Source organism: Mucilaginibacter mali (assembly GCF_013283875.1).
GTDB classification, from domain to species: Bacteria; Bacteroidota; Bacteroidia; order Sphingobacteriales; family Sphingobacteriaceae; genus Mucilaginibacter; species Mucilaginibacter mali.
In genome coordinates this window covers 4468422-4490780 of the sequence record NZ_CP054139.1, presented here as the reverse complement: position 1 = coordinate 4490780, position 22359 = coordinate 4468422, and the positions used below count along the sequence as shown (strand labels likewise).

Here is a 22359-nt window from a genome sequence, read left to right as displayed (position 1 = left end):
AGTAATTGGCTCGTGCGCCATGGTTCGACAGGCTCACCATGAAAGATTGCGAATATTATAATATATCTAATGTAAAGCAGACATGGTATATTTGCATACAATATGTATCAATTATGTTTATAGGTACCGAAAGTTTACTGTCTGAATTGGAAAGGGTTAAACCTGCCGGGTTGGAAATAACTCTAAAAAATGGATTATTAAAATCGACAAAAGCTTTATACACAAAAGGCGACGAGATTTACTTATTTAATATGGAAGACAAATTTTTCTTGAAGAAAGGAATGGGTTATTCCAAAATCGAATTTTTAGAGAAGTATAAAGATTTTTACTGGTTAATAGACACCGTTATAGGTTGATTTGAAATTGTATTCGCCTGGTTCTGATTATTTGTTCTAATTCAGGTACCGACATTAAGGAATACGATAATGATTGCTCATTAAGACAAACAAAGCAAAACCTAAACTTCTCACCTAATAACTCGCCAAACTTAAACTCGTTCTCTGTTGCACCAAAGAAAAACCCTTTTGGGTTATTAGGGAGGTATTTCTTTGTGGTTTTTAATTCAATTAAAATTATGCTTTCCAGATTAGCCTCGATAAATCCGTCCCCAATAACTTTCCCAACATATTCCGGAATATAAATCATATCAAATGCATTTAAAAACTTGTGGTTTAACGCTAATGCGTCAAGTAATTCCTTTTTAAATGAGCGATCTATTTTAAAGAAGCCGGTATGGTGTTCTATCAAATAGTTGATGCCCTCCTTTTCGGTGAGGTTATTGGAAACAGTAATTAAAAATGAGTGCGCCCTTGACATTAATTACCCGATTTAGTTTCATAATCCGATAAAGGACGACTGTCCTGTTGTGATGCAAAATCCAGTAGTTGGGATATTGAAATCTCAAAAGCCTTGGCGAATACAGCAATGTTTATAAGTGAAATATTTCGCTCCCCACGCTCAATCATCCCAATATAAGTGCGATGAAAGCCGGTATTGCGGGAAAGTGCTTCCTGGCTAAGTTTTTTATTAGCCCTTAGCGTTTTAACACGTGTACCAAACTCTTTTAAAAGAAACTGATTTATCACACAACAATTGTATACATATTGTATGCATTAGTCAACATACAATATGTATCATTGCTGTAGTATCCTCACACCCCTAAACCCGATTGGCGGGAAAGCTTTTGCATGCGGTGAGCTGCGGGCCGGGGGCAAAACTTGGACAGAAAACGGGGCTACCGGCGCCGTGAAGGGTTGACGTTCGTTTACAAAGCCTCACCAATCACCGGCGTTCGCTACAACATCCCAAACGGCACATCCAGCAACTCGTACCCCTGCCAGCCGGTGAAATCAAAATGCCACCACTCGGTGCGAAGGGCTTTGAAGCCGTGGGCTTCCATCACCGCTTTTAATAATTCGCGATTTTGTAACTGTTCGGGGGGGAGGCCGGCGTAATCAGATGCTGCTTTGCGGCTGAAGCTGTCGAATGGGGTGGGCATATTTAATTCCCTGCCGGTTTTTAAATTGATGATGCTGAGGTCTATCGCGCAGCCGCGGTTATGTTTCGATCCGTAGCGCGGGTCGGCTACAAAATTGGTGTCGGGCGTCATCTTATAAAAATCTACGGTAACCGCGTAAGGGCGGTAGGCATCGTAAATTTTCAACCCCAAACCTTTGGCCTTCAGATCGGCCTGTACCTGTTTCAGCGCTTCGGCTACCGGGGCGCGGGCAAAGGCGCGGGCTTGGGCATACATCACCCGGTGCATAAAATTATCGGTGGTGGCGTATTTAATATCCAGCTTAATGCCGGGGACTACCTTACCGATCTCTACCAGGCGCTTATCGGGCGCGGTTTTTATTTGCCGGGTATAATCCTGCACACTTAATATATGCGGCTTGTGCTGCGCCGGTACGTTGAAGCAAAGAACGCTTGTTAATAAAATAAGAATTAAACCGCGCATGTTGAGATCTATTGATGCGATACCACTAACAGGTCAAGGTCTTTGCAGGGGATGTTAAAGCGTTCGCCAATGTATTTGTTGGTGAGCTGGCCCTGATATAAATACACCGCGTTGCGGATGCCGGCGTTGTGCCATATTACATTTTTAATGCCGCCCTGCTCGCCAATGTCCAGCAAAATGGGCGTGAAGATGTTAGTGAGCGCGTAAGTAGCGGTACGGGCCACGCGCGACGCGATGTTAGGCACGCAATAATGGATCACATCGTACTTGCGGAAAACCGGGTGGGTATGGTTGGTTACTTCGGATGTTTCGAAGCAGCCGCCCTGGTCGATACTTACATCAATAATTACTGAGTTTGGCTTCATTCGGCTTACGGTCTCTTCGGATACGATGCAGGGGCTGCGGCCATCCTTGGCGCGCATGGCGCCGATGGCTACATCGCAGGTGGTAATGGCTTTCTCTAATACGATAGGCTGCACTACCGATGTAAATACGCGGCTGCCGATATTATTTTGCAGGCGGCGGAGTTTATAGATGGACGGATCGAACACCTTTACCTGAGCGCCTAATGATATGGCGGTGCGGGCGGCATATTCGCCAACGGTGCCGGCGCCCAGTATCACAATTTCGGTAGGGGGTACGCCGGTGATACCGCCCAGCATCAGGCCCTTGCCATCAAACACATTGCTTAGGTATTCGGCGGCGATGAGTATGGATGTAGCGCCTACGATCTCGCTCATGGCGCGGATAACGGTAAGCGAACCACCCTCATCCTGCAAATGCTCGTAGCTAAGCGCCGTGATCTTTTTACTCATCATGGCGTTTACACATTCGGCGGTAAGTGTGGCTAATTGCAGGGTAGAGATCAGTATCTGGTGCGATTTCATCAGCCCGATCTCGGCCATGGTAGGCGGGGCCACTTTCATAATAATGTCCGAAGCCTCGTAAACCGCTTTATGATCGTAAACAATGCGGGCACCCTGCTCGCTATAGTCCTTGTCCGAAAAATTGGCGGCTTTACCGGCATTGCTTTCCAGGATCACCTCGTGCCCGTTATGGATAAGCAGGGCAACAGACAGCGGCGTTAAAGGTACCCGGTTCTCCTGGAATGAGGTTTCCTTCGGGATGCCGATATACAGTTTATTCTTCCTGTTTTTCACTTCCAGCATCGATTCCTGGGGCTGCATCATAGCCTGTTTGGCCACGTCAGAAAATCCGCTGTATTTGCCTGAACCCATTCTTAGCGTTGGTTTAATCTATGTAAAAATAGGTATTATTACGTTAAATTTTTACTAAAGTTATTTGCCGCGAACTATCGGCATTGGCACTGATATGTATTTCTATATAATTGAGCGGCAGCAGGTCGGGTATGCGCTCGGGCCACTCGATAAAGCAATAATTACCCGAGTAGAAATATTCTTCGTAGCCCATATCCAGGGCCTCGGTTTGGTTCTTGAGGCGGTAAAAATCGAAGTGGTAGACAGGGCCTGATTTGCCCGCATATTCGTTCACTATGGCAAAGGTAGGGCTGCTGGCCTGGCCTTCGATACCTAAAGCCTCGGCCATGGCTTTAATAAGGGTGGTTTTACCCGCGCCCATCTCGCCATAAAAAAGAAAGATCGTTTGGTTGGCGGCTTCAGCCAGGATCTGCGAAGCAATGGTATTGATCTGATCGAGTTGAAATAAAAAGCTATTCATTAATTACAGGACGATAAAAAATAGTATGAAGAGACTTGGTATTCTTAAACGACTCATCGGCAGTAACCAAAGGTATACCGGCGGTTATGGCTGTGGCGGCAATAATAGCATCCGGTAATTTTAGCCTTTTAGCTGCCCTTATATTTAAAACGGCCTGTTTGTGTTTGTCGTTATAAGTAAGTATAGTCAGGCCGTTTAACAAATGCCCGATATTAGCTTTATCATCGTCTGTGAGTTCGGGGGATGACAACACTTCTAACTCGGTGATAAAGGAAATTATGGGATTGTAATCAATGAAGAACTTTTTTACATCTTTATCGCCGTTCAAAAAGTATAACAAGATATTAGTATCAATTAAAATATCGTTACCACTCATCGCGCCATCTTCTTTGCAACGTTACCGGATCTTCATCGAGTTTTAAAATGCCAAAAAACTTTTCGAGGTGCTGTTTTTTTTCCGCAGCAGCTTTGTCAAGTATTTTTTTTAACTCCTTGTCGATCTTTTCAGGGGAATCGCCTTTTTTGATCTCTATTACCATACCCAAATTTACTGAAATTTATTTAAACGAAACCTATCCCGTAAAAAATGACAACAGTGGCACAAAAATCCTTATGATCCCTAAATCCTTAAATCAAGGTACTATTTAGGCCCGTAAGTGATCACCGGGATGATCATCTCTTCAAGCGAAATCCCTCCATGCTGAAAGGTTTCGTTATAGAAGTTAACAAACTGGTTGTAGTTGTTAGGGTAAACAAAATAATTATCAACCTTGGCAAAAACAAAGCTGCTGCTTACATGCAGTTTGGGCAGCATGGCATCGTGCGGATTTTTTACGTGGAAAACATCCTTAGCGTTAAAGTTGAGGTTTTTGCCTTGCTTGTAACGCAGGTTGGTATTGGTATTACGGTCGCCGATGATCTTGCTTGGGTTTTTTACCTTGATGGTGCCGTGGTCGGTACTGATGATCACTTTTACCTGTTTACTGGCCAGGAATTTCAATAACTCGAACAGAGGTGAATGCTCGAACCAGGATAGGGTTAACGAACGGTAGGCGGCGTCATCGCTGGCCAGTTCGCGGATCATCTGCATATCGGTGCGGGCATGGCTCAGCATATCTACAAAGTTGTATACTACCACGTTCAGTTCGTTACGCATCAGGTTGTTTACCGATTCGTTCAGCGCGCGGCCCTCGTCTATGTTCAGGATCTTGGTGTAAGAGAATTTGCAATCCTTGCGCATTACCCGCTTGATCTGGTCGCCCAGGAAGGCTTCTTCGTGCAGATTTTTGCCACCTTCGTCCTCGTCGTTTTGCCACATGCCTGGGAAGCGTTTTTCCATTTCCAGCGGCATCAGGCCGGCAAAAATGGCGTTGCGGGCATATTGGGTAGCAGTCGGCAGAATACTATAATAGGTATCCTCCTCCTCCATGCGGAAGTACTCGGAAATAAGCGGGTTGATGAGTTTAAACTGATCGTACCGCAGGTTATCTATCAGGATAAAAAATACCGGGCCGCTGTCATCAATCTTAGGGAACACCTTCTTTTTAAACAGCTGGTGCGAAAAGGTCGGCGCCGAATCGGGGTTCTTCAGCCAGTTGAGGTAGTTCTTCTCCACAAACTTGCAAAACTGTACGTTGGCCTCTGCTTTTTGCAGGGTAAGGATCTCGTGCATGCCGGCATCTTCCAGGCTTTCCAGTTCCAGTTCCCAGTAGATCAGTTTTTTGTATACATCAACCCATTCCTGGAAGCTGAGGTTATCGTTCAGCGTCATGCCCAGCGTACGAAAGTCCTGCTGATAGGCCATGGTGGTTTTAGCGCCCACCAGCTTCTTATTTTCGGTCAGCTTTTTAATGGTCATCAGCACCTGGCGCGGGTTAACCGGTTTAATGAGATAATCGGCAATTTTCGATCCGATGGCATCCTCCATCAGGTATTCCTCCTCGCTTTTGGTGATCATTACCACTGGTACATCGCTGTTGATATTCTTAATTTCCGACAGGGTTTCCAGGCCGGTAAGGCCGGGCATGTTCTCGTCCAGAAAAACAAGGTCGTAGTAACCATTTTTAAAGGCGTCTAATGCGTCGTGGCCGTTGGTGGCGGTAGTCACCTTGTAGCCTTTTTCGTTCAAAAAAAGTATATGGGGTTTCAGCAAATCAATTTCGTCGTCGGCCCAAAGTATATTCGTATCCATGTTGTATTTAAAAGTCAAAAAATTTTGGTTCAGGTATAACCCCAAAGCACGCCTTTTGTTATGGCTTTATAAAGGTAATTAACAAAAATTAACAAATATGACCGTCGGTTGAAAATGCTTAGTCCGATTTGGTTGATTACTCTCAAATTTTTACCCTTGCTTTTACCCCAAACTCAGCTTTATTTGGCACTTTTGCATCCAATATTGCCGCTTTGAATAAAAAGAAGATCATCAACGACCCGGTTTACGGGTTTATCAGTATACCATCCGAACTGGTTTTCGACCTGATCGAGCACCCGTACTTCCAACGCCTGCGTTATATCAAACAACTGGGCATGACCCACCTGGTATATCCCGGTGCGCTGCATACCCGTTTTCATCATGCCCTTGGCGCTATGCACCTCATGAGCACCGCCATTGAGACGCTGTGTAACAAGGGGCAGGATATTACCGGTGAAGAGCAGGAAGCCGTAACCATTGCCATTTTGCTGCACGATATCGGCCACGGCCCGTTTTCGCACGCGCTGGAGGAAAGTATTGTGCAGGGGATCTCGCACGAGGATATCTCTACCGCCATGATGGATTGCATCAACCGCGATCTGGACGGCAAGCTGCAAATGGCCATGGATATTTTTAATGATACCTATCATAAGAAATTCCTGCACCAGTTGGTGTCCAGCCAGCTGGATATGGACCGGATGGATTACCTGAACCGCGACAGCTTTTTTACCGGGGTATCCGAAGGCGTGATCAGTTCCGAACGGATCATCAAAATGCTGAACGTGGTAGACGACCATATTGTGGTGGAAGAGAAAGGCATCTATTCGATAGAGAACTTCCTGATCAGCCGCCGCCTGATGTACTGGCAGGTTTACCTGCATAAAACCGTTATAGCGGCCGAACAGCTTTTGGGTAAGATACTGAAGCGCGCCCGCGAGTTGGCGCTGAACGGCAAACCACTTTTCGCTACGCCGGCGTTAAACCATTTTTTGGTAAACACCATCAACAAGGAAGCTTTTGTGCGCGATGAAAAGAACCTGGATATCTTTTCTGCGCTAGATGACAGCGATATCATGTCGGCCATTAAGGTGTGGCAAAAGTGCGAAGACCTGGTACTTTCTACACTTTGCCAAAACCTGATAGGCCGTAAGCTTTACCATACCGATATGGGCAGTAAAGCCACATCGCAGCAAAAGGTTGACGAACTGCTGAAGAAAGCCGTAAAAAAGTTCAACATCAGCGAAGCCGAGGCAAGTTATTTTGTGTTTACCGATACTATCAGCAACAATGCTTACCGTGTTGGCGATGGCAATATCCGCATCCTGATGAAGGATGGTTCGGTGAGGGATATCACTACGGCCAGTGATGACTCTACCTTGGGCGCGTTGGCTAAAACTGTAAAAAAATACATATTTTGCTATAGCAAAGACCTTTTATAACCATATTTGGGCCGATTTTTGTAATTTGCCCATTAACCATTTAACAACTAAATTTGCCGGATGCAATTTACTGCCCGCGATATAAGTTTTCTGCTTAACGGTACTGTTGAAGGTGATGCCTCGGCAACAGTAAACCGGCTGGCAAAAATTGAAGAAGCCACCGAAGGCGCGCTTTCTTTTTTGGCTAACCCTAAATACGAGAGTTTTTTATACACTACCGGCGCTTCGGTGGTGATCGTAAATAAAGACCAGGTGCTGGCATCGCCCGTAAGCGCTACGCTGGTACGGGTAGAGAACGCCTACAGTTCATTCGCGGTGCTGCTTGAAAAGTATAACGCGCTTAAGCTGAATAAAACTGGTATCGAACAACCATCGTTCATCCATCCAACCGCTAAAATTGGCGGGAATGCTTATGTGGGCGCGTTCGCATACGTTGGTCCGGGGGTTACCGTGGGCGATAATTGCAAAATTTACCCCAATACTTTTATAGCCGATAATGTTACCCTGGGAAATAATGTAACACTTTTTCCCGGTGTTACCGTATACTTTGATTGTGTGCTGGGTAACAACGTCATTATCCATTCGGGTACGATAATTGGTGCCGATGGTTTTGGTTTTGCGCCTAATGCGGATGGCAGCTACAACAAAATTGCCCAGATAGGCAACGTTGTGATTGAGGACGATGTGGAGATCGGGTCGAACACGACGGTTGACAGGGCCACCATGGGATCGACAGTAATACGCAAAGGCGTTAAGCTGGATAATTTGGTGCAGATTGCGCACAATGTAGAGGTTGGTGCCAACACGGTAGTGGCAGCGCAAACCGGTATATCGGGCAGTACCAAAATTGGCGAACGGGTGGTATTGGGCGGACAGGTTGGCGTGGTAGGGCATATCACCATTGCCAACGGCACACAGGTGCAGGCGCAATCAGGTGTGAGCCGTGTAATTAAAGAAGAAAATAAACCGTGGATGGGTTCGCCCGCCGCGCCATATAAAGACCATATGCGGAGCCAGGTAGTGTTTCAGCGCCTGCCCGAACTGGAGAAAAGAATACAGGAATTAGAGAAAATAATTGCTGAACTGAATAAGAACCAGGGGAATTAGACCCCGGACCCCTCCCAAACCCTCCCCGAGGGGGAGGGCTTAAATAAAACAAAAACTTCTACCCCCCCCTTTGGAGAGGGTTGGGGAGAGGTGAAAGTATAATTTATGAACGTAAAACAAAGAACTATCAAAAACCCGGTATCCGTATCCGGAACGGGTTTGCACACCGGCGAGAAGGTGACCATGACTTTTAACCCCGCGCCCGAGAACCACGGCTACAAATTCAGGCGTGTGGATGTTGAGGGGCAGCCGGTTATTGACGCTGATGCCGATAACGTTACCGATACATCGCGCGGCACCACCATATCGCAAAATGGCGCCAGCGTAAGCACTGTTGAACACGTGCTGGCATCACTGGTGGGTATGGAGATAGATAACGTGCTGATAGATATCGACGGACCGGAAACCCCGATCATGGACGGCAGTTCGATCCTGTTTGTTGACGCGCTGACCGAAGCCGGCGCTGTTGACCAGGAAGCTGATCGTGAATATTACCACATTCCCTATAACATCCATTACTCGGAAGCCGACCGTAAGGTAGAAATGGTAGCCATGCCGCTTGATGATTACCGCTTTACCTGTATGGTTGACTATAACTCGGCCGTGTTGGGTAGCCAGCACGCCAGTATATCAACCATCGGCGAGTTTAAAAAAGAGATAGCGAGTTGCCGTACCTTCTGTTTTTTGCACGAACTGGAAATGCTGCTGAAGCACGACCTGATAAAAGGCGGCGACCTTAATAATGCCATTGTTGTGGTTGATAAGGATGTTGACCAGGAGGAATTAGATCATCTGGCCAAACTGTTTAACCGTAAAGATATCAGCGTTGCTCCGCAAGGTATCCTGAATAATATTGAACTGCGCCACCAAAACGAGCCGGCCCGTCATAAACTGTTGGATATGATTGGCGACCTGGCGCTGGTTGGCGTGCCGCTGAAAGGCCATATTATGGCTGCCCGTCCGGGCCATGCCGCTAACGTTGCCTTCGCTAAAAAGATAAAAGCGCTGATCAAGAAAGAACGCGGCCGCAAGCACCTGAAGGTGTACGACCCGAATATGAAGCCGGTATATGATACCGTGCAGATCATGGAAATATTGCCGCACAGGCAGCCATTCCTGATGATCGATAAGATCCTGGAACTTTCTAAAAGCCACGTAGTAGGTTTAAAGAACGTTACCATGAACGAGGACCTGTTTATGGGCCACTTCCCTGGTTCGCCTTTGTTCCCGGGCGTATTGCAGATAGAAGCGATGGCCCAAACCGGCGGTATCCTGGTGTTAAACACTGTTCCCGATCCGGAAAATTATATCACCTTGTTCCTGAAAATAGAGAATGCCCGTTTTAAAGATAAAGTGCAACCGGGCGATACCGTGATCTTCCATTGTAACCTGATAGCGCCGATAAGGCGGGGTATAGCCCAGATGAAAGGCGTAGGCATGGTAGGCTCGCGCGTTGTTGTTGAAGCCGAACTGATGGCGCAAATTGTTAAGAAAACCAATAAAACCACCGAAGAATGATCCAGCCTTTAGCATATATACACCCGCAGGCCCGCATAGCCGAAAATGTAGTGATAGACCCGTTTGTTACCATCCACAAGGATGTGGAAATAGGCGAGGGCACCTGGATAGGATCTAACGTTACGATTATGGATGGCGCGCGCATTGGTAAAAATTGCCGCATTTTCCCGGGGGCGGTTATTTCGGCCATCCCGCAGGATCTGAAATATAAGGGCGAGAATACCCATGTGGTGATTGGCGATAATACCACCATCCGCGAATGCGTAACCATTAACCGTGGTACTAACGACCGCTTTAAGACCGAGATTGGCAGTAACTGCCTTATTATGGCTTACTGCCACGTAGCGCACGATTGTTTGGTAGGCGATAATTGCATCTTCAGTAATAATACCACCCTGGCCGGCCACATTACCGTGGGCGATTATGTGGTACTGGCGGGTATGGTGGCTATACACCAGTTTGTAAAGGTGGGTTCGCATGCCTTTGTTACCGGCGGTTCGCTGGTGCGCAAGGATGTGCCGCCTTATGTGAAGGCCGCCCGCGAACCACTTTCGTACGCCGGCATCAACTCGGTTGGCCTGCGCCGTCGTGGTTTTAGCGAAGACAAGATCAACGAGATACAGGATATTTACCGCACGCTGTTTGTGCGTAACAACAATACCACCAAGGCGCTTGATATCATCGAAGCCGATTTTCGCCCAACACAGGAACGCGACGAGATCCTTAACTTTATACAAGGCTCGCAACGCGGTATCATGAAAGGGTTTGGGAACCATTAATAAGAAAAGTTCATAGTTTATGGTTCATAGTTCATGGTAGCATGATCATCAGTAACAAAAAGCCATGAACTATGAACCATGAACCATGTACACTTCCATAACCATCTCTCTCGATAAAATTGGCCGCCGCTTTAACCGCGAGTGGATCTTCAGGGGGGTGGAATATACTTTTCAGCAGGGGGGAAGCTATGCCGTTTTGGGGCCTAACGGCTCGGGGAAATCTACCTTGCTACAGATCTTAAACGGCAGCCTTACGCCATCCGAAGGAACTATTACTTATACACTTGGTGGCCAGTTGCTGGAAGCGGAGCATGTTTTTAAGCATCTTAGTTTAGCCGCGCCTTACCTGGAGGTGATAGAGGAGTTTTCCCTGGCCGAAATGATAGACTTTCATTTTAAGTTTAAAAATTATCACCCGGGACTAAACCGTAGCGCGGTCATCGACTTGCTGGGGATGCAATCATCTAAACACAAACTCATCAAATACTTTTCATCGGGTATGAAGCAGCGGCTTAAACTGGCCCTGGCCTTTTGTGCCGATACCCCCCTGCTGATGCTGGATGAACCGACATCAAACCTGGATACCCAGGGCATCGACTGGTACCTGAGCCTGGTGCAGCAATACGCGCAGGGGCGCCTCACCATCATCTGCTCTAACCAGGAGCACGAGTATAGCTTTTGCAAGGAACAATTGCGTATAACGGATTATAAGTAGGCCCGCTACCTGATCAAACATTGTTATCCAGACGGACCAGCGAGGGAAAGCGCCTTGGTTCTAGAAGAGATCTTATACCACTATGCTTGTCGCGCGTATAAGATTTCTCCCGATGGCCGAAACGACAATTTGTACTTATGTTATACAAATTATACAAACACAACCGCGCTTGTTTGTTATATAAACATGCGGTTTGCACTAATAATAATAGGTTGTATTATACTGTCAGGATGCGATCATCCCGGCTCGTTTGAATTTGAGCGGCAGCCAAAGGATACCGTGAGGGACGCCGCCGGCCGCAAAACCGTTATACTTGCCCCTACCGACGGCACCGACAGCATGAATGTTATCCGCACGGGCAACACCACGCCACAGCAGGTGGTCAATTTTGCGCAAACGGCTATTGGCGTGCCTTATAAATATGCCTCGTCCGATCCGCAGCAGGGGTTCGATTGCTCGGGATTTATCACTTATGTATTTAACCATTTTGGGATAGCAGTACCGCGCACTTCGGTTGATTTTACTGATGTACAGTATCAGGTACCCATGGAAATTGCCCGTCCCGGCGACCTGATCTTATTTACCGGGACAGATACCCTTACGCGAACCGTTGGCCACATGGGTATCATCACCAGCGGTTTTGCCGATTCGTTACAGTTTATCCACGCCACATCGGGGCACGATATGGGGGTTACGGTATCCGCGTTAACTGCGGGATATAAAAAGCGATTTGTTAAAGTGGTAAGGGTGTTTCCGCAGAATAAGTAGCAATACCCTTATATTTATTAAAGCCAGACTTACGAAGTTTTTAAAACTTCGTAAGTCTCTAAACGCCTGAAATTATACAACGAAATAAGCCGTCATGTTGAGTAATATAATCCCGGCGGCTTCTAATGGTTTTTATGACATGCCGATGAAAGCCCCCTCTAAATCTCCCCCAAAGGGGGAGACTTTGGAACCCTCTCCTCTGGAGAGGGCAGGGTGAGGCTTCAGCAGAAAAACAAACATGTCATGGGTAGCGATAGCGAAACATCCCCGGTTATATATTACCGCTCTGCTCATCGGGGCTCCTTCGCTATCGCTCATGATGACGCGGTGTTTTAATACGCCCCTATACTCAACATCACCAGCGTACAGGCATACTCTGTTTCGATGCCCTTCTCGTTAGCCATCCGTCGTAGTTCACTATTTTCGGTACCCGGATTAAAAATGATGCGTTTTGGATGAGTATTCAATATATAATCATATAAAGGCGGTTGGTTTTGCGGGCCTATATATAAAGTGATGGTATCTACATCGGTATGGATATCTTCGGCAGGTTCGATAGGCACGCCGGCGACATCTCCTTTTTTAATGCCTACATTTATAATATCATGACCGGCCTTAGCCAACCGATTAGCGGCCAGGTAAGCGTAACGGCTACTATCGGGCGTAGCGCCTAAGATCAATGTTTTTTTATTTGCCATAATAAAGTAGCAGCCAAAGGTGTGCCAATTTTAAATTCTATTGTTTGCTGATTGTAGATTTTGCGTGGTGGCAATTTAACCACAAAGAACACTAAGATTGGCCGTATGAATAAGCCACAAAGAACACCAGGCTTTGCAAAAACTTTGGCTTAAAACCTTTTGTGTACTTTGTGAAAACCTTTGCGCTCTTTGTGGTTAAATCGCCATCATGCATACAGTCCCGGCTTAAATCGCCTGGCCAGTAAACCTGTCGCTTTATCCAGCTCGATATCAACTACTAAAACCCCAATTTCGGTATATGGCTGATGGGCGATGCATTTACCATCAGGCCCAATTAATGAGGTGGCAGATTCCGGGTATTTCATGGCGTAATTCAGGCTGGCAAAGTAAATAGTATTCTCGGCTGCCCGCATGATCATGGCTTTTTCGTAATATGGGTTGTCTATACTGCCCCATGCGGTTGGGATATTACCCTGCACATCGCTGCCGGCCAGGTGTGGATGGAATACCATATGCGCGCCGTTACGGGCAGCCCAGCGTACCGACTCAGGATAGCGGAATCCCTCGTGGCAAATGGTAATGCCGAATTTCAATCCGTCAACTTCAAACAAATGGCGATCAGTTCCCGGCTCCCAAATATTGTCCTCGGTTGGGTCTAACTGATTTTTGCTTTGATAGCCCAACACTTCACCTTTTGCCGATACTACCTGGGCCACATTTAAAAACTTTCCACCATGATACCAATCCATGGGGATAACGATAGCAATGCTATTTTCGGCAGCTATACCGCACACCTTATTTAGGGCATCCTGCAGTTGCTCTTCGCTGTGCTTTTCAACGATATATTCAATGGCCGGATATCCGGGCAGGTACGATTCGGGGAAGCAAATTATTTTTGCGCCAGCATCGGCTGCTTCACTTGCCAGCTTTTGCACCCATTGCAAACCATCGTTTATTGATTTTGGAAAGGGTGGCGAAGCTAAGGCTATTTTCATGACGCTATGTTTATTTTAATTGCAGATCGCTGTAAACCGGGTAATGATCGGAAAGCTTTTTTCGGATGACCCCATAGGTAAGCACATTAAACTGTTTAGACACCAAAATATAATCGATTTGGTAGTTAGGCACATCGCCGTTGTAAGTACGCCCCAGGCCCGAGCCTTTTTCGCGAAAAGCATTCTTTAAACCTTTCGACATTTGATTAACTGCATATGACGATGGTGTGTCATTAAAATCGCCCATTATAATATATGGGTATGGACAGGCTGCCATGTGCTGTTTAATCATATCGACCTGGTCGCTTCGTTTTAAAAAAGCTTGTTTCAGTTTGCTACCTATGCGTTGCGAACCTTGCATGACGGTCTTCCCTTCTTTTACCCCATCAATATACTTACGATCGTCCTGGTTAAAGCGTATAGATTGCAAATGAATGGTGTATACCCTGAATATCCGGTTGTTCTTTTTTACATCAATATAGAGGCATTGATTAAGGTTTCCGGGGCCGTTTATCCATATTATACCTTTATTAACAATGGGGTATTTAGAAAAAATGGCCATTCCCATTGTGGTGTATAAAAAGGGCTGAAAATAATACTGGTTAGTATTTAACGCCTTCTGTACCGAATCGACCATAGTGAACCAGGTTCGTTTCCTGGAAAGAAATTCTTCAAATCCAATGATATCAGGTTGTTCATGCGTTATGATCTGCATGATCTCGCGTCGGGTAGGTATATCCTCTTTAGTTATGTCTCTCCTGAAATTGTGCACATTGTAATTCATTAAACGAAAGGTCGTACTATCAGAGTGTACTTTTGTGGTCGGCAGCCGAAACCCGATATTATTATTCAGCATATTCCACCCGGCAAGAATGCATACCAATGACAAGAATGCCCATGCTTTTTTTCGGAATAGCCAATAAACTATCAATAATGCGTTAGCCAATAACAACGGGGGATAAGCCAGTCCAAAAAACGCGACGGGCCAAAATTTACGAGGGTCGGTAATAGGCGCCAGGTAACAAATAAGCATGGCAATCACCATAGCAAAATTAAACCACAGCACCAGCCGATCAAAAAAAGTGAGCTCTTTCTTCTTAATTGTCATTTTTACTGGCACGTAATAGGGTTTCTTTTTCCTGCTTGCTTAAGCTATCCTTTCCGCTTACGGAAATTTTATCCAATATCCGGTCAATTTCGGCCTGGCTGGGCTGGATAGTTTTACCGGCACCGCCTTTAACTACGGTAAGTTTGGGTTTGGGGTTGAACAGTTTGTTTAAAGGTTTGTTCCAATCGTTACCTCTTTGTAATTGTTTAATATATAAAAAGCCTATCAGCGCGCCACCCAGGTGGGCCATTTCTCCGCCCGAATTAGGGCCAGCCGTGCCTAAAAAATCCATGATCACAAAAGCTATCGCCAGCCACTTCAGGCGTACCGGGCCTATAAACATCAGGTATAGCTGGTAATCGGGCAATAGCGTAGCGGTAGCCACAACAACAGCCATTACACCGGCCGATGCGCCTACTACCGAAATACCGGTCATGCCCTGCTCACGGAATAAAGGGATCAGGTTCATCCCCGCTACAAAAAACGCGGCGCCTACCAGCCCGCCTAAAAAATACAATACTAAAATGCGCTTGTTGCCCAGGTATTCTTCAAATATCTGCCCCATCCAATACAGCCATACCATATTATACAGGATATGCAGCACGCCCGCGTGCATAAACATGTAGGTAATGGGGGTCCAGAAATGTTTAGCCAATTCGGGCAGACTGGCCGGAAGCTTCAGGTATTTGAACGACAGATCGATGATGTTGGTGGTTTTAAAGAACAGTTGCTCGATGGTGCCGGGGATATTGATCAGCAAAAAAACAAGCACGTTTATGCCTATCAGCAAACCGATCTTACTGCCCGAATGCAGCATCTTAAAACGGATCTCGTTCCACAGGTTATTCATAGGATAGCTGATACCTCAAAGATAATCATCCAAATTAATAATAACGGTCGCGGCGGCTGTAGCCCCATGTTTTTATCAGGATAAAACCAATCAGCGCGCCGCCTAAGTGGGCCGTATGCGCTACCGAGTCGCCGGCAAATTGTTTAAAGCCTAAATATAATTCGATAACGATATAAACAGGGATAAGGTATTTCGCCTTTACCGGTACCGGGATAGGGATCACCATCAGTTCCAGATCAGGATAAAGCATTCCAAAAGCTACCAGCACGCCAAAAATTGCTCCTGATGCCCCAACAAGGCCAACGTTATATACTCCTGCCAATTTCATAATGCCAGCCTCGGAGTAACCCAGGTAAGGAGCATAAGTTGCCATATTTTCTAAAGTAACCCCAGGGACGAATAGATGCCCGGTAACCGAATATATTTCAAATGCTTGCACCGCTATTTGGCATGCCAGCGCGCCTAACCCGCAGATAAAGTAATAGAGGAAGAACCTTTTATCGCCAATGGTTTGCTCTATTATTGGGCCGAATGAGACCAAGGCAAACATGTTAAAGAAGATATGCGCCAACCCAATCCCGTTGCCCGGGGGGGCATGCATAAACATATAAGTAATGATCTGCCACATTCTGAATTTTGGCGAACCGGGATAATAGGCCGCCAGCGCGCCATCCATATCAAATATACCGGCATGACCAAAAACATAAGCGGCAATATAAAACACCACATTTAATAACAGCAGGTTTTTAACTACGGGTGTTAAATTAGCAAAGGGATTTTGTAACATAGTTTAAAATGCTTCTTTGAAGCTGTAAATATTATTTTTAAGAGTTAATCGTCATCCTGAGCGATAGCGAAGGATGACAATCTATCATTTTTCAAATCGTTCTAACAATTCATTCATATTAAAGGTACTGATGACCGGTTTGCCGTTCAGTGCCAAGTTAGGCATTTGGCAGGCAAAAAGCTGATCGATCAGCACATTCATTTCTTCTAAAGATAAACAGGTACCCGTTTTTATGGCTGCGTTGCGGGCCAGGGCGCGGGCCAGGTTATCGCGCTTATCTAACTTTAAAATGGCCAGGTTGTTTTTAAAGCCCTCCAGCAAATGTTCCAGCAATGCATGTTCGCTGGTATTGTTCAAATCGGCAGGGATACCATCTACCACCACCGTATTCGGGCCAAACTCGCGGATATCAAAACCCAGCGCGCGGATATCGTTCATCAATTCCTTCAGCAGTTCAAAATCGCTGCTGTTCAGTGTTACCGTTTGCGGGAACAGGCTTTGCTGGCTCACACCCGAGTGGTTTTCCAACTGATGCAAAAAGCGCTCGTATAAAATACGTTCATGCGCGGCCTGCTGGCTAATGAGCATAAAGCCCGATTTAATTTGCGACAGGATAAACCGGTTATGCACCTGGAACAAATTCCGTTCGCTCGATTTGCTTACCGGCTGATCTTCAACTGTAATTTGTTGTTCGGTATCTATCTCCAGCGCGTGCTGCACATGCGCTTCGCGCTTGCTGATCTCGTAAAGCGTATCCCAGTTAGCCGGGATGCTGGCTTTTTGATAGCTGCCGCTACCACCGCTATAACTTGGCGCCGGTGTAATGCTGCCCTTACTTTCTTTTACAAAAGGGTTAAAATCAGGGTTAAAACTGATGCTTGGCGCTACGATATCCTCCAACGGCATGGGGGTTATCATGTGCTGGATATTGTTGTCGATATCAAAATCCAAACTCGGCGTAATGTTGTACTTACCCAAAGCCCGCTTCACCGCCGAGCGGATAATGGCATAAATGGCCTTATCGTCCTGGTATTTAATTTCGGTTTTGGTGGGATGCACGTTGATATCAATGCGCGATGGGTCGATATCGATAAACAGCACGTACAGCGGGTAGCTTTCCTCGGGCAGTAGTTCTTCAAACGCCGTTACTACCGCGTGGTTAAGATAGGCATCCTTAATAAAGCGGTTGTTCACAAAAAAGAACTGCTCACCCCGGGTTTTGCGGGCAAACTCTGGCTTGCCTACATAACCATGCAGTTTAATAATAGTGGTATCCTCTTCTACCGGTACCAGGCGTTGGTTATAGTTATTACCCAACAGGTGGATAATGCGCTGCTTCAGCGGCGAGGCCGGCAGGTGGTAAACCTCCTGCCCATCGTGGTGCATACTGAAAAACACATTAGGATGCGCCAACGCCACACGTTGAAACTCGTCGATAATGTGCCTCGTTTCCACCGGGTTGCTTTTCAGAAAGTTGCGGCGGGCAGGCGTATTATAAAACAGGTTTTTAATACTGATGGAAGTGCCTGCGTTGCACGAGCATGGCTCCTGCTTAATTACCTCCGACCCCTCTATCAATATCATGGTACCCAACTCGTCGTCATGACGGCGGGTCTTCAACTCTACCTGCGCGATGGCGGCGATACTGGCCATAGCCTCGCCCCTAAAACCCATGGTACGGATAGCGAACAGATCGTCGGCCTTGCGTATTTTTGAGGTGGCATGGCGTTCAAAACACATGCGGGCATCGGTAATGCTCATGCCGCAGCCATTGTCTATCACCTGTATAAGGGCCTTGCCTGCATCCTTTAGTATCAATTGTATCTTATCGGCCCCGGCATCTATGGCGTTCTCTATCAATTCCTTCACTGCCGACGCGGGGCGCTGCACAACTTCACCGGCTGCTATCTGGTTAGCAACGGCATCCGGTAAAAGCTGTATAATATCACTCATGTATAAAATTCCCTTCTATTTCGATGCTAAATTAAATTATTTGAACCATAAATTACGGCTGGTTGATAGTTCGTAAACCGGTACATCATAACTTGTGCCACTTGTTGTACTTGTCATATCAAAACCTAAACGGGTACATATTAACACTTGTTCGTAACATTGCAGAAATAAATCAAAAAAACGCCCGTCATTATAACCGAACAAATAACTTTACGTTTACTTAATTGTATATAGCATTTACAAATAATTAACACGCATCTTTGCGCTACATCTGTTTATATATGAGAAAACTGCTGCCACTATTGCTGATTGCCGCCATAACGTCCTGCCAGCAAAAAGAGTATAATGCCGACTTGCTGGTAAAAAACGGCGTTGTTTATACCGTTAACGCCAAATTTGCCATGGCCGATGCCTTTGTGGTGAAAGGTGGTAAAATTTTGGCGGTAGGCAAGGCTGATAGTTTGGAAAAGATCTACTACGCCAAAAATACTATCGATGCTAAAGGCAAGGCGGTATACCCTGGTTTTATAGACGCACATACGCATTTTTATAATTATGGACTGAACCTGAAAGCCGCCGACCTGGTAGGCACCACCAGCTGGAACGCCATTGTAGATACCGTTAAAGAATACGCCCGTCACAACCCGGATGGCTGGATCATCGGTCGCGGCTGGGACCAGAACGATTGGAAGGTGAAGAAGTTCCCTGATAAGGCCAAGCTGGATTCACTGTTCCCCGTACGCCCCGTAATACTGACCCGGATTGATGGCCATGCCGCTATTGTTAACCAGGCTGCTTTAAATATTTCGGGCATCAAGCCCGGCCAAACCATTACCGGTGGCGAAATTGAAACTATTAAAGGTAAGCTAACCGGTATTTTGGTTGACAACGCGGTTGGCATTGTAAAACGCAAAATACCGGAACCAACCGAGCAATTTACCCAGGACGCCTTTATTGCGGCACAAGCCAATTGCTTTGCAGTAGGCTTAACCACGGTTGATGATTGCGGGCTGGACTACCCCATGGTAAACACCATTGCCCAGCTACAACATAAAGGCTTACTGAAGATGCGCATCTATGTAATGTTATCGGACAGGCCCGAAAATTACGATTACCTGTTTAAACGCGGCGTATTTAAAACCCCGGGGTTGGATGTACGCGCCTTTAAAGTTTATGCCGATGGCGCCTTAGGCTCGCGCGGGGCTTGTTTGTTGCAGGATTACAGCGACCAGAAAAAATGGCGGGGATTTTTGCTGAGCAGTCAGCAACACTTTGCCGAGGTAGCACAGAAAATTGCCGATAAGGGTTTCCAGATGTGTACCCATGCCATCGGCGATTCGGCCAACCGCGCCATCCTTAAAATATATGCCAATGTGCTGAAAGGCCATAATGATCGCCGCTGGCGTATTGAGCACTCGCAGATCGTAGCTAACGAGGATGTGCATTACTTTGCTGATTATAACGTGATCCCATCGGTACAACCTACCCATGCCACATCGGATATGAGTTGGGCTGTGCAACGATTAGGCCACGAGCGCCTTAAAACCGCTTACGCCTATAAAACCCTGCTGAACACCAACGGCTGGATACCACTTGGTACCGATTTCCCGGTGGAAAACATTAACCCGCTGTATACGTTTTATGCAGCAGTGGTTCGCAAGGATCTGCAAGGTAGTCCGGCTAATGGTTTCCAGATGAACAACGCGCTTTCGCGCCAGGAAACATTGAAGGGCATGACCATCTGGGCGGCCAAATCAAACTTTGAGGAAGCCGAAAAAGGCAGTATCGAACCCGGCAAATACGCCGACTTTGTGATACTGGACCAGGATATTATGAAAATAAAAGGCGCTGATATACCAAAGGTGAAAGTGCTGAATACTTATATAAACGGAGAGCAAGTGTATGAGAAAAAATAAATGGGGTGTTATTATCCCCATCGTGGGTTCGGTAATTGTAATGTTTAATTGCGCGTGCGCCCAATCACCACATCAGCAAAACCTAAAATATGTTAAAGATGAGCAGCAGGTAGCCTCCAGTACTTCGCTGCTAAACGATAAGCAATTTCTGCTGCCGCTGAAAGATCTGGATAAGGCCAAGGTAGCCAGCGTACACTTCCTGTATCCCTTCGCTTCACCCTTCGATAGCTTACTGAACAAGTATACTAAAGTTGACAGCTTTAACGGCAGCGAGTATACCGGCGCCCGCAATTCGGCCAACCTGTCGGATGATATCAAGATGTACAATACCATCATCTTATCATTAAGTGAAAGCGACCTGAACAACCCACAGGTGGTGAGTTTTATCACCAATACGCAAAAATTAAAAAGCCTGGTGATCGTATTATTTGGCAACGGAACAAACCTGGCTAAACTGGGCTATGTTACAGCACCTATTATTTGGTCGGAGAAAGTAACGCCGATATCGGCATCTTTTTGCGCGCAGGCGGTGTTTGGCGGTGTGGCCATCACCCAAAAACTGCCTAAAACCTATTCGGCACAGTTTTCGGCCAACAGCGGTTCCATTACCAGTAAAACCCGCTTGGGTTACAATGTTCCCGAATCGGCAAACATCAATACCGAAAACCTGAACGGCATTGACAAGGTAGCCGCCGAAGCCATGCGCGAACACGCAACACCCGGCTGTGTGGTGCTGATAGCCAAAGATGGTAAAGTGATCTTCAATAAAGCCTACGGCTATCATACCTACGATAAGGCACAGCCCGATAAGCTGAACGATATCTTCGACCTGGCATCGGTAACCAAGGTATCGGCCACTACCATGGAGGTGATGCAGCTGTACGATCAGGGAAAGTTAGGTTTAGATTCTACCCTGGGCAGCTATATCGCTACCGCCCGTACCAGCGATAAGAACGACATCCGCATGCGCGAACTGCTTACCCACCAGGCCGGTTTAATACCCGACGTGGCTACCTGGGAAAAACTAAATTCAACCGATGTAAGCCGTGATTCATCGGCAGTGTTCCCAACCAAGATCGTCGATAACATGTTCCTGCGTAAAGATTACTTTAAAAACGTAGTTTGGCCGCGCATGTTAACATCACCAATGAAAACACGGGGCAAATATGTGTATAGCGATGTAAGCATGTATATGATGAAGGAAGTGGTAGAAACCATTACCGCTACCCCGCTTAATGTTTACGTACAGCAAAATTATTATAACCCGCTGGGGATGCAAACCGCCGGCTTCCTGCCGCTGCAACGCTTCCCTAAGGAGCGTATTGTACCTACCGAGAACGATGAAACCTTCCGCCATACCTTATTAATAGGCTACGTGCACGACCAGGGCGCGGGCATGATGGGTGGCGTATCGGGCCACGCCGGTCTGTTCGCCAGTGCTAACGACCTCGCCATTCTTTACCAAATGATACTGAACCGTGGTACTTATGGGGGTACACAATACATTAAACCCGAAACGGTAGACCTGTTCACCGCCAAACAATCAGACGTGAGCCGCCGCGGCCTGGGTTTCGACCGCTGGGACCCTGAAGTGAGCAAACACTATCCCAGCGAACTTGCCGGTCCAGAAACCTTTGGCCATACCGGCTATACCGGCACCTGTTTTTGGGTCGACCCTAAAAATAATATGGTATACATCTTCCTCTCAAACCGGGTAAACCCCAAGGTTACTGATAAGCTAAGCAGTTTGCAGATACGTGGCCGCATAGAAGATGTGGCGCTAAGCGCTATAAAGAAGGGGATGTAATTTATCCCCGCAATAATTTACACGGCCCGAAACGATTTCAAAACACTAATTTGAAATTGTTTCGGGCCTT

General features: G+C 46.5%; 22 protein-coding genes. 8 read left to right on the top strand and 14 right to left on the bottom strand.

Features of this window, described 5'->3' with window-relative positions; genetic code table 11:
- Positions 1-345 precede the first annotated feature (345 nt).
- From HQ865_RS18915 to porX, 8 genes are all read right to left on the bottom strand, one after another.
- The gene (locus HQ865_RS18915) at positions 346-816 is read right to left on the bottom strand and encodes a hypothetical protein (RefSeq protein ID WP_173416410.1); all 471 of its coding nucleotides are present in this window, start codon (positions 814-816) and stop codon (positions 346-348) included.
- Positions 816-1085 (bottom strand): helix-turn-helix domain-containing protein, encoded by a 270-nt coding sequence (locus HQ865_RS18910; RefSeq protein ID WP_173416409.1) that lies wholly within the window; start codon positions 1083-1085, stop codon positions 816-818. Before HQ865_RS18910 ends, HQ865_RS18915 begins: the two co-directional genes overlap by 1 nt.
- 209 nt (positions 1086-1294) lie before the next feature.
- The gene (locus HQ865_RS18905) at positions 1295-1960 is read right to left on the bottom strand and encodes a M15 family metallopeptidase (protein WP_173416408.1); all 666 of its coding nucleotides are present in this window, start codon (positions 1958-1960) and stop codon (positions 1295-1297) included.
- A gap of 8 nt (positions 1961-1968) precedes the next feature.
- Positions 1969-3198, bottom strand: a complete 1230-nt coding sequence (locus HQ865_RS18900; RefSeq protein ID WP_173416407.1) for an alanine dehydrogenase — start codon at positions 3196-3198, stop codon at positions 1969-1971.
- 43 nt (positions 3199-3241) lie between these two features.
- The gene (gene tsaE, locus HQ865_RS18895; RefSeq protein WP_173416406.1) at positions 3242-3658 is read right to left on the bottom strand and encodes a tRNA (adenosine(37)-N6)-threonylcarbamoyltransferase complex ATPase subunit type 1 TsaE; all 417 of its coding nucleotides are present in this window, start codon (positions 3656-3658) and stop codon (positions 3242-3244) included.
- Positions 3651-4034 carry a PIN domain-containing protein gene (locus HQ865_RS18890; RefSeq protein WP_173416405.1) on the bottom strand — a complete coding sequence of 128 codons (384 nt, stop codon included), beginning with the start codon at positions 4032-4034 and terminating at the stop codon, positions 3651-3653. The genes tsaE and HQ865_RS18890 overlap by 8 nt, the downstream gene beginning before the upstream one ends.
- Complete coding sequence (locus HQ865_RS18885) at positions 4024-4197, bottom strand: hypothetical protein (protein WP_173416404.1); 174 nt, start codon at positions 4195-4197, stop codon at positions 4024-4026. Before HQ865_RS18885 ends, HQ865_RS18890 begins: the two co-directional genes overlap by 11 nt.
- A 101-nt stretch (positions 4198-4298) precedes the next feature.
- The gene (gene porX / locus HQ865_RS18880) at positions 4299-5849 is read right to left on the bottom strand and encodes a T9SS response regulator signal transducer PorX (RefSeq protein WP_173416403.1); all 1551 of its coding nucleotides are present in this window, start codon (positions 5847-5849) and stop codon (positions 4299-4301) included.
- Between the two features lie 212 nt (positions 5850-6061).
- Between porX and HQ865_RS18875 the strand changes: the two genes are divergently transcribed.
- The 6 genes from HQ865_RS18875 to HQ865_RS18850 all read left to right on the top strand — a co-directional run bounded on the left by HQ865_RS18875 (position 6062) and on the right by HQ865_RS18850 (position 12175).
- A complete protein-coding gene (locus HQ865_RS18875) occupies positions 6062-7288 on the top strand; it encodes an HD domain-containing protein (RefSeq protein WP_173416402.1) in 1227 nt (408 codons plus the stop codon).
- A gap of 60 nt (positions 7289-7348) precedes the next feature.
- Positions 7349-8395 carry a UDP-3-O-(3-hydroxymyristoyl)glucosamine N-acyltransferase gene (lpxD, locus tag HQ865_RS18870; RefSeq protein WP_173416401.1) on the top strand — a complete coding sequence of 349 codons (1047 nt, stop codon included), beginning with the start codon at positions 7349-7351 and terminating at the stop codon, positions 8393-8395.
- A 105-nt stretch (positions 8396-8500) separates the two neighbouring features.
- Entirely contained in the window at positions 8501-9913 is a 1413-nt protein-coding gene (locus HQ865_RS18865; protein ID WP_173416400.1) for a bifunctional UDP-3-O-[3-hydroxymyristoyl] N-acetylglucosamine deacetylase/3-hydroxyacyl-ACP dehydratase, read from the top strand.
- Positions 9910-10692, top strand: a complete 783-nt coding sequence (gene lpxA, locus HQ865_RS18860) for an acyl-ACP--UDP-N-acetylglucosamine O-acyltransferase (RefSeq protein WP_173416399.1) — start codon at positions 9910-9912, stop codon at positions 10690-10692. Before HQ865_RS18865 ends, lpxA begins: the two co-directional genes overlap by 4 nt.
- 85 nt (positions 10693-10777) lie before the next feature.
- A complete protein-coding gene (locus HQ865_RS18855; RefSeq protein WP_317170039.1) occupies positions 10778-11407 on the top strand; it encodes an ABC transporter ATP-binding protein in 630 nt (209 codons plus the stop codon).
- A gap of 186 nt (positions 11408-11593) precedes the next feature.
- A complete protein-coding gene (locus HQ865_RS18850) occupies positions 11594-12175 on the top strand; it encodes a C40 family peptidase (RefSeq protein ID WP_173416398.1) in 582 nt (193 codons plus the stop codon).
- A 332-nt stretch (positions 12176-12507) separates the two neighbouring features.
- On the opposite strand, the gene HQ865_RS18845 is transcribed toward HQ865_RS18850, so the two are convergent.
- The 6 genes from HQ865_RS18845 to mutL all read right to left on the bottom strand — a co-directional run bounded on the left by HQ865_RS18845 (position 12508) and on the right by mutL (position 18566).
- The gene (locus HQ865_RS18845; protein ID WP_173416397.1) at positions 12508-12873 is read right to left on the bottom strand and encodes a CoA-binding protein; all 366 of its coding nucleotides are present in this window, start codon (positions 12871-12873) and stop codon (positions 12508-12510) included.
- Between the two features lie 206 nt (positions 12874-13079).
- Entirely contained in the window at positions 13080-13868 is a 789-nt protein-coding gene (locus HQ865_RS18840) for a carbon-nitrogen hydrolase family protein (protein WP_173416396.1), read from the bottom strand.
- 10 nt (positions 13869-13878) lie between these two features.
- Positions 13879-14652, bottom strand: a complete 774-nt coding sequence (locus tag HQ865_RS18835) for an endonuclease/exonuclease/phosphatase family protein (RefSeq protein WP_173416395.1) — start codon at positions 14650-14652, stop codon at positions 13879-13881.
- Between the two features lie 313 nt (positions 14653-14965).
- Positions 14966-15826, bottom strand: coding sequence for a rhomboid family protein (locus tag HQ865_RS18830; RefSeq protein ID WP_173416394.1), 861 nt, complete (start codon positions 15824-15826; stop codon positions 14966-14968).
- Between the two features lie 34 nt (positions 15827-15860).
- On the bottom strand, positions 15861-16613 hold the full coding sequence (locus tag HQ865_RS18825; protein ID WP_173416393.1) for a rhomboid family intramembrane serine protease: 753 nt from the start codon (positions 16611-16613) through the stop codon (positions 15861-15863).
- Positions 16614-16697: 84 nt separating this feature from the next.
- A complete protein-coding gene (gene mutL, locus HQ865_RS18820; protein ID WP_173416392.1) occupies positions 16698-18566 on the bottom strand; it encodes a DNA mismatch repair endonuclease MutL in 1869 nt (622 codons plus the stop codon).
- A gap of 281 nt (positions 18567-18847) precedes the next feature.
- Here mutL and HQ865_RS18815 point away from each other — a divergent pair, with 281 nt between their 5' ends.
- Together HQ865_RS18815 and HQ865_RS18810 are read left to right on the top strand one after the other, a co-directional pair.
- Positions 18848-20482 (top strand): amidohydrolase, encoded by a 1635-nt coding sequence (locus HQ865_RS18815; protein WP_173416391.1) that lies wholly within the window; start codon positions 18848-18850, stop codon positions 20480-20482.
- Positions 20469-22289 carry a serine hydrolase domain-containing protein gene (locus tag HQ865_RS18810; protein WP_173416390.1) on the top strand — a complete coding sequence of 607 codons (1821 nt, stop codon included), beginning with the start codon at positions 20469-20471 and terminating at the stop codon, positions 22287-22289. The genes HQ865_RS18815 and HQ865_RS18810 overlap by 14 nt, the downstream gene beginning before the upstream one ends.
- Positions 22290-22359: the final 70 nt, after the last annotated feature.

What these genes read in the sequence shown, in the direction of transcription:
- HQ865_RS18915 (WP_173416410.1), bottom strand. Translation starts at nt 816, where the DNA reads ATGTCAAGGGCGCACTCATTTTTAATTACTGTTTCCAATAACCTCACC.
- HQ865_RS18905 (WP_173416408.1), bottom strand. Translation starts at nt 1,960, where the DNA reads ATGCGCGGTTTAATTCTTATTTTATTAACAAGCGTTCTTTGCTTCAAC.
- HQ865_RS18900 (WP_173416407.1), bottom strand. Translation starts at nt 3,198, where the DNA reads ATGGGTTCAGGCAAATACAGCGGATTTTCTGACGTGGCCAAACAGGCT.
- tsaE (WP_173416406.1), bottom strand. Translation starts at nt 3,658, where the DNA reads ATGAATAGCTTTTTATTTCAACTCGATCAGATCAATACCATTGCTTCG.
- HQ865_RS18890 (WP_173416405.1), bottom strand. Translation starts at nt 4,034, where the DNA reads ATGAGTGGTAACGATATTTTAATTGATACTAATATCTTGTTATACTTT.
- HQ865_RS18885 (WP_173416404.1), bottom strand. Translation starts at nt 4,197, where the DNA reads ATGGTAATAGAGATCAAAAAAGGCGATTCCCCTGAAAAGATCGACAAG.
- porX (WP_173416403.1), bottom strand. Translation starts at nt 5,849, where the DNA reads ATGGATACGAATATACTTTGGGCCGACGACGAAATTGATTTGCTGAAA.
- lpxD (WP_173416401.1), top strand. Translation starts at nt 7,349, where the DNA reads ATGCAATTTACTGCCCGCGATATAAGTTTTCTGCTTAACGGTACTGTT.
- HQ865_RS18865 (WP_173416400.1), top strand. Translation starts at nt 8,501, where the DNA reads ATGAACGTAAAACAAAGAACTATCAAAAACCCGGTATCCGTATCCGGA.
- lpxA (WP_173416399.1), top strand. Translation starts at nt 9,910, where the DNA reads ATGATCCAGCCTTTAGCATATATACACCCGCAGGCCCGCATAGCCGAA.
- HQ865_RS18855 (WP_317170039.1), top strand. Translation starts at nt 10,778, where the DNA reads ATGTACACTTCCATAACCATCTCTCTCGATAAAATTGGCCGCCGCTTT.
- HQ865_RS18850 (WP_173416398.1), top strand. Translation starts at nt 11,594, where the DNA reads ATGCGGTTTGCACTAATAATAATAGGTTGTATTATACTGTCAGGATGC.
- HQ865_RS18845 (WP_173416397.1), bottom strand. Translation starts at nt 12,873, where the DNA reads ATGGCAAATAAAAAAACATTGATCTTAGGCGCTACGCCCGATAGTAGC.
- HQ865_RS18840 (WP_173416396.1), bottom strand. Translation starts at nt 13,868, where the DNA reads ATGAAAATAGCCTTAGCTTCGCCACCCTTTCCAAAATCAATAAACGAT.
- HQ865_RS18835 (WP_173416395.1), bottom strand. Translation starts at nt 14,652, where the DNA reads ATGAATTACAATGTGCACAATTTCAGGAGAGACATAACTAAAGAGGAT.
- HQ865_RS18830 (WP_173416394.1), bottom strand. Translation starts at nt 15,826, where the DNA reads ATGAATAACCTGTGGAACGAGATCCGTTTTAAGATGCTGCATTCGGGC.
- HQ865_RS18825 (WP_173416393.1), bottom strand. Translation starts at nt 16,613, where the DNA reads ATGTTACAAAATCCCTTTGCTAATTTAACACCCGTAGTTAAAAACCTG.
- mutL (WP_173416392.1), bottom strand. Translation starts at nt 18,566, where the DNA reads ATGAGTGATATTATACAGCTTTTACCGGATGCCGTTGCTAACCAGATA.
- HQ865_RS18815 (WP_173416391.1), top strand. Translation starts at nt 18,848, where the DNA reads ATGAGAAAACTGCTGCCACTATTGCTGATTGCCGCCATAACGTCCTGC.
- HQ865_RS18810 (WP_173416390.1), top strand. Translation starts at nt 20,469, where the DNA reads ATGAGAAAAAATAAATGGGGTGTTATTATCCCCATCGTGGGTTCGGTA.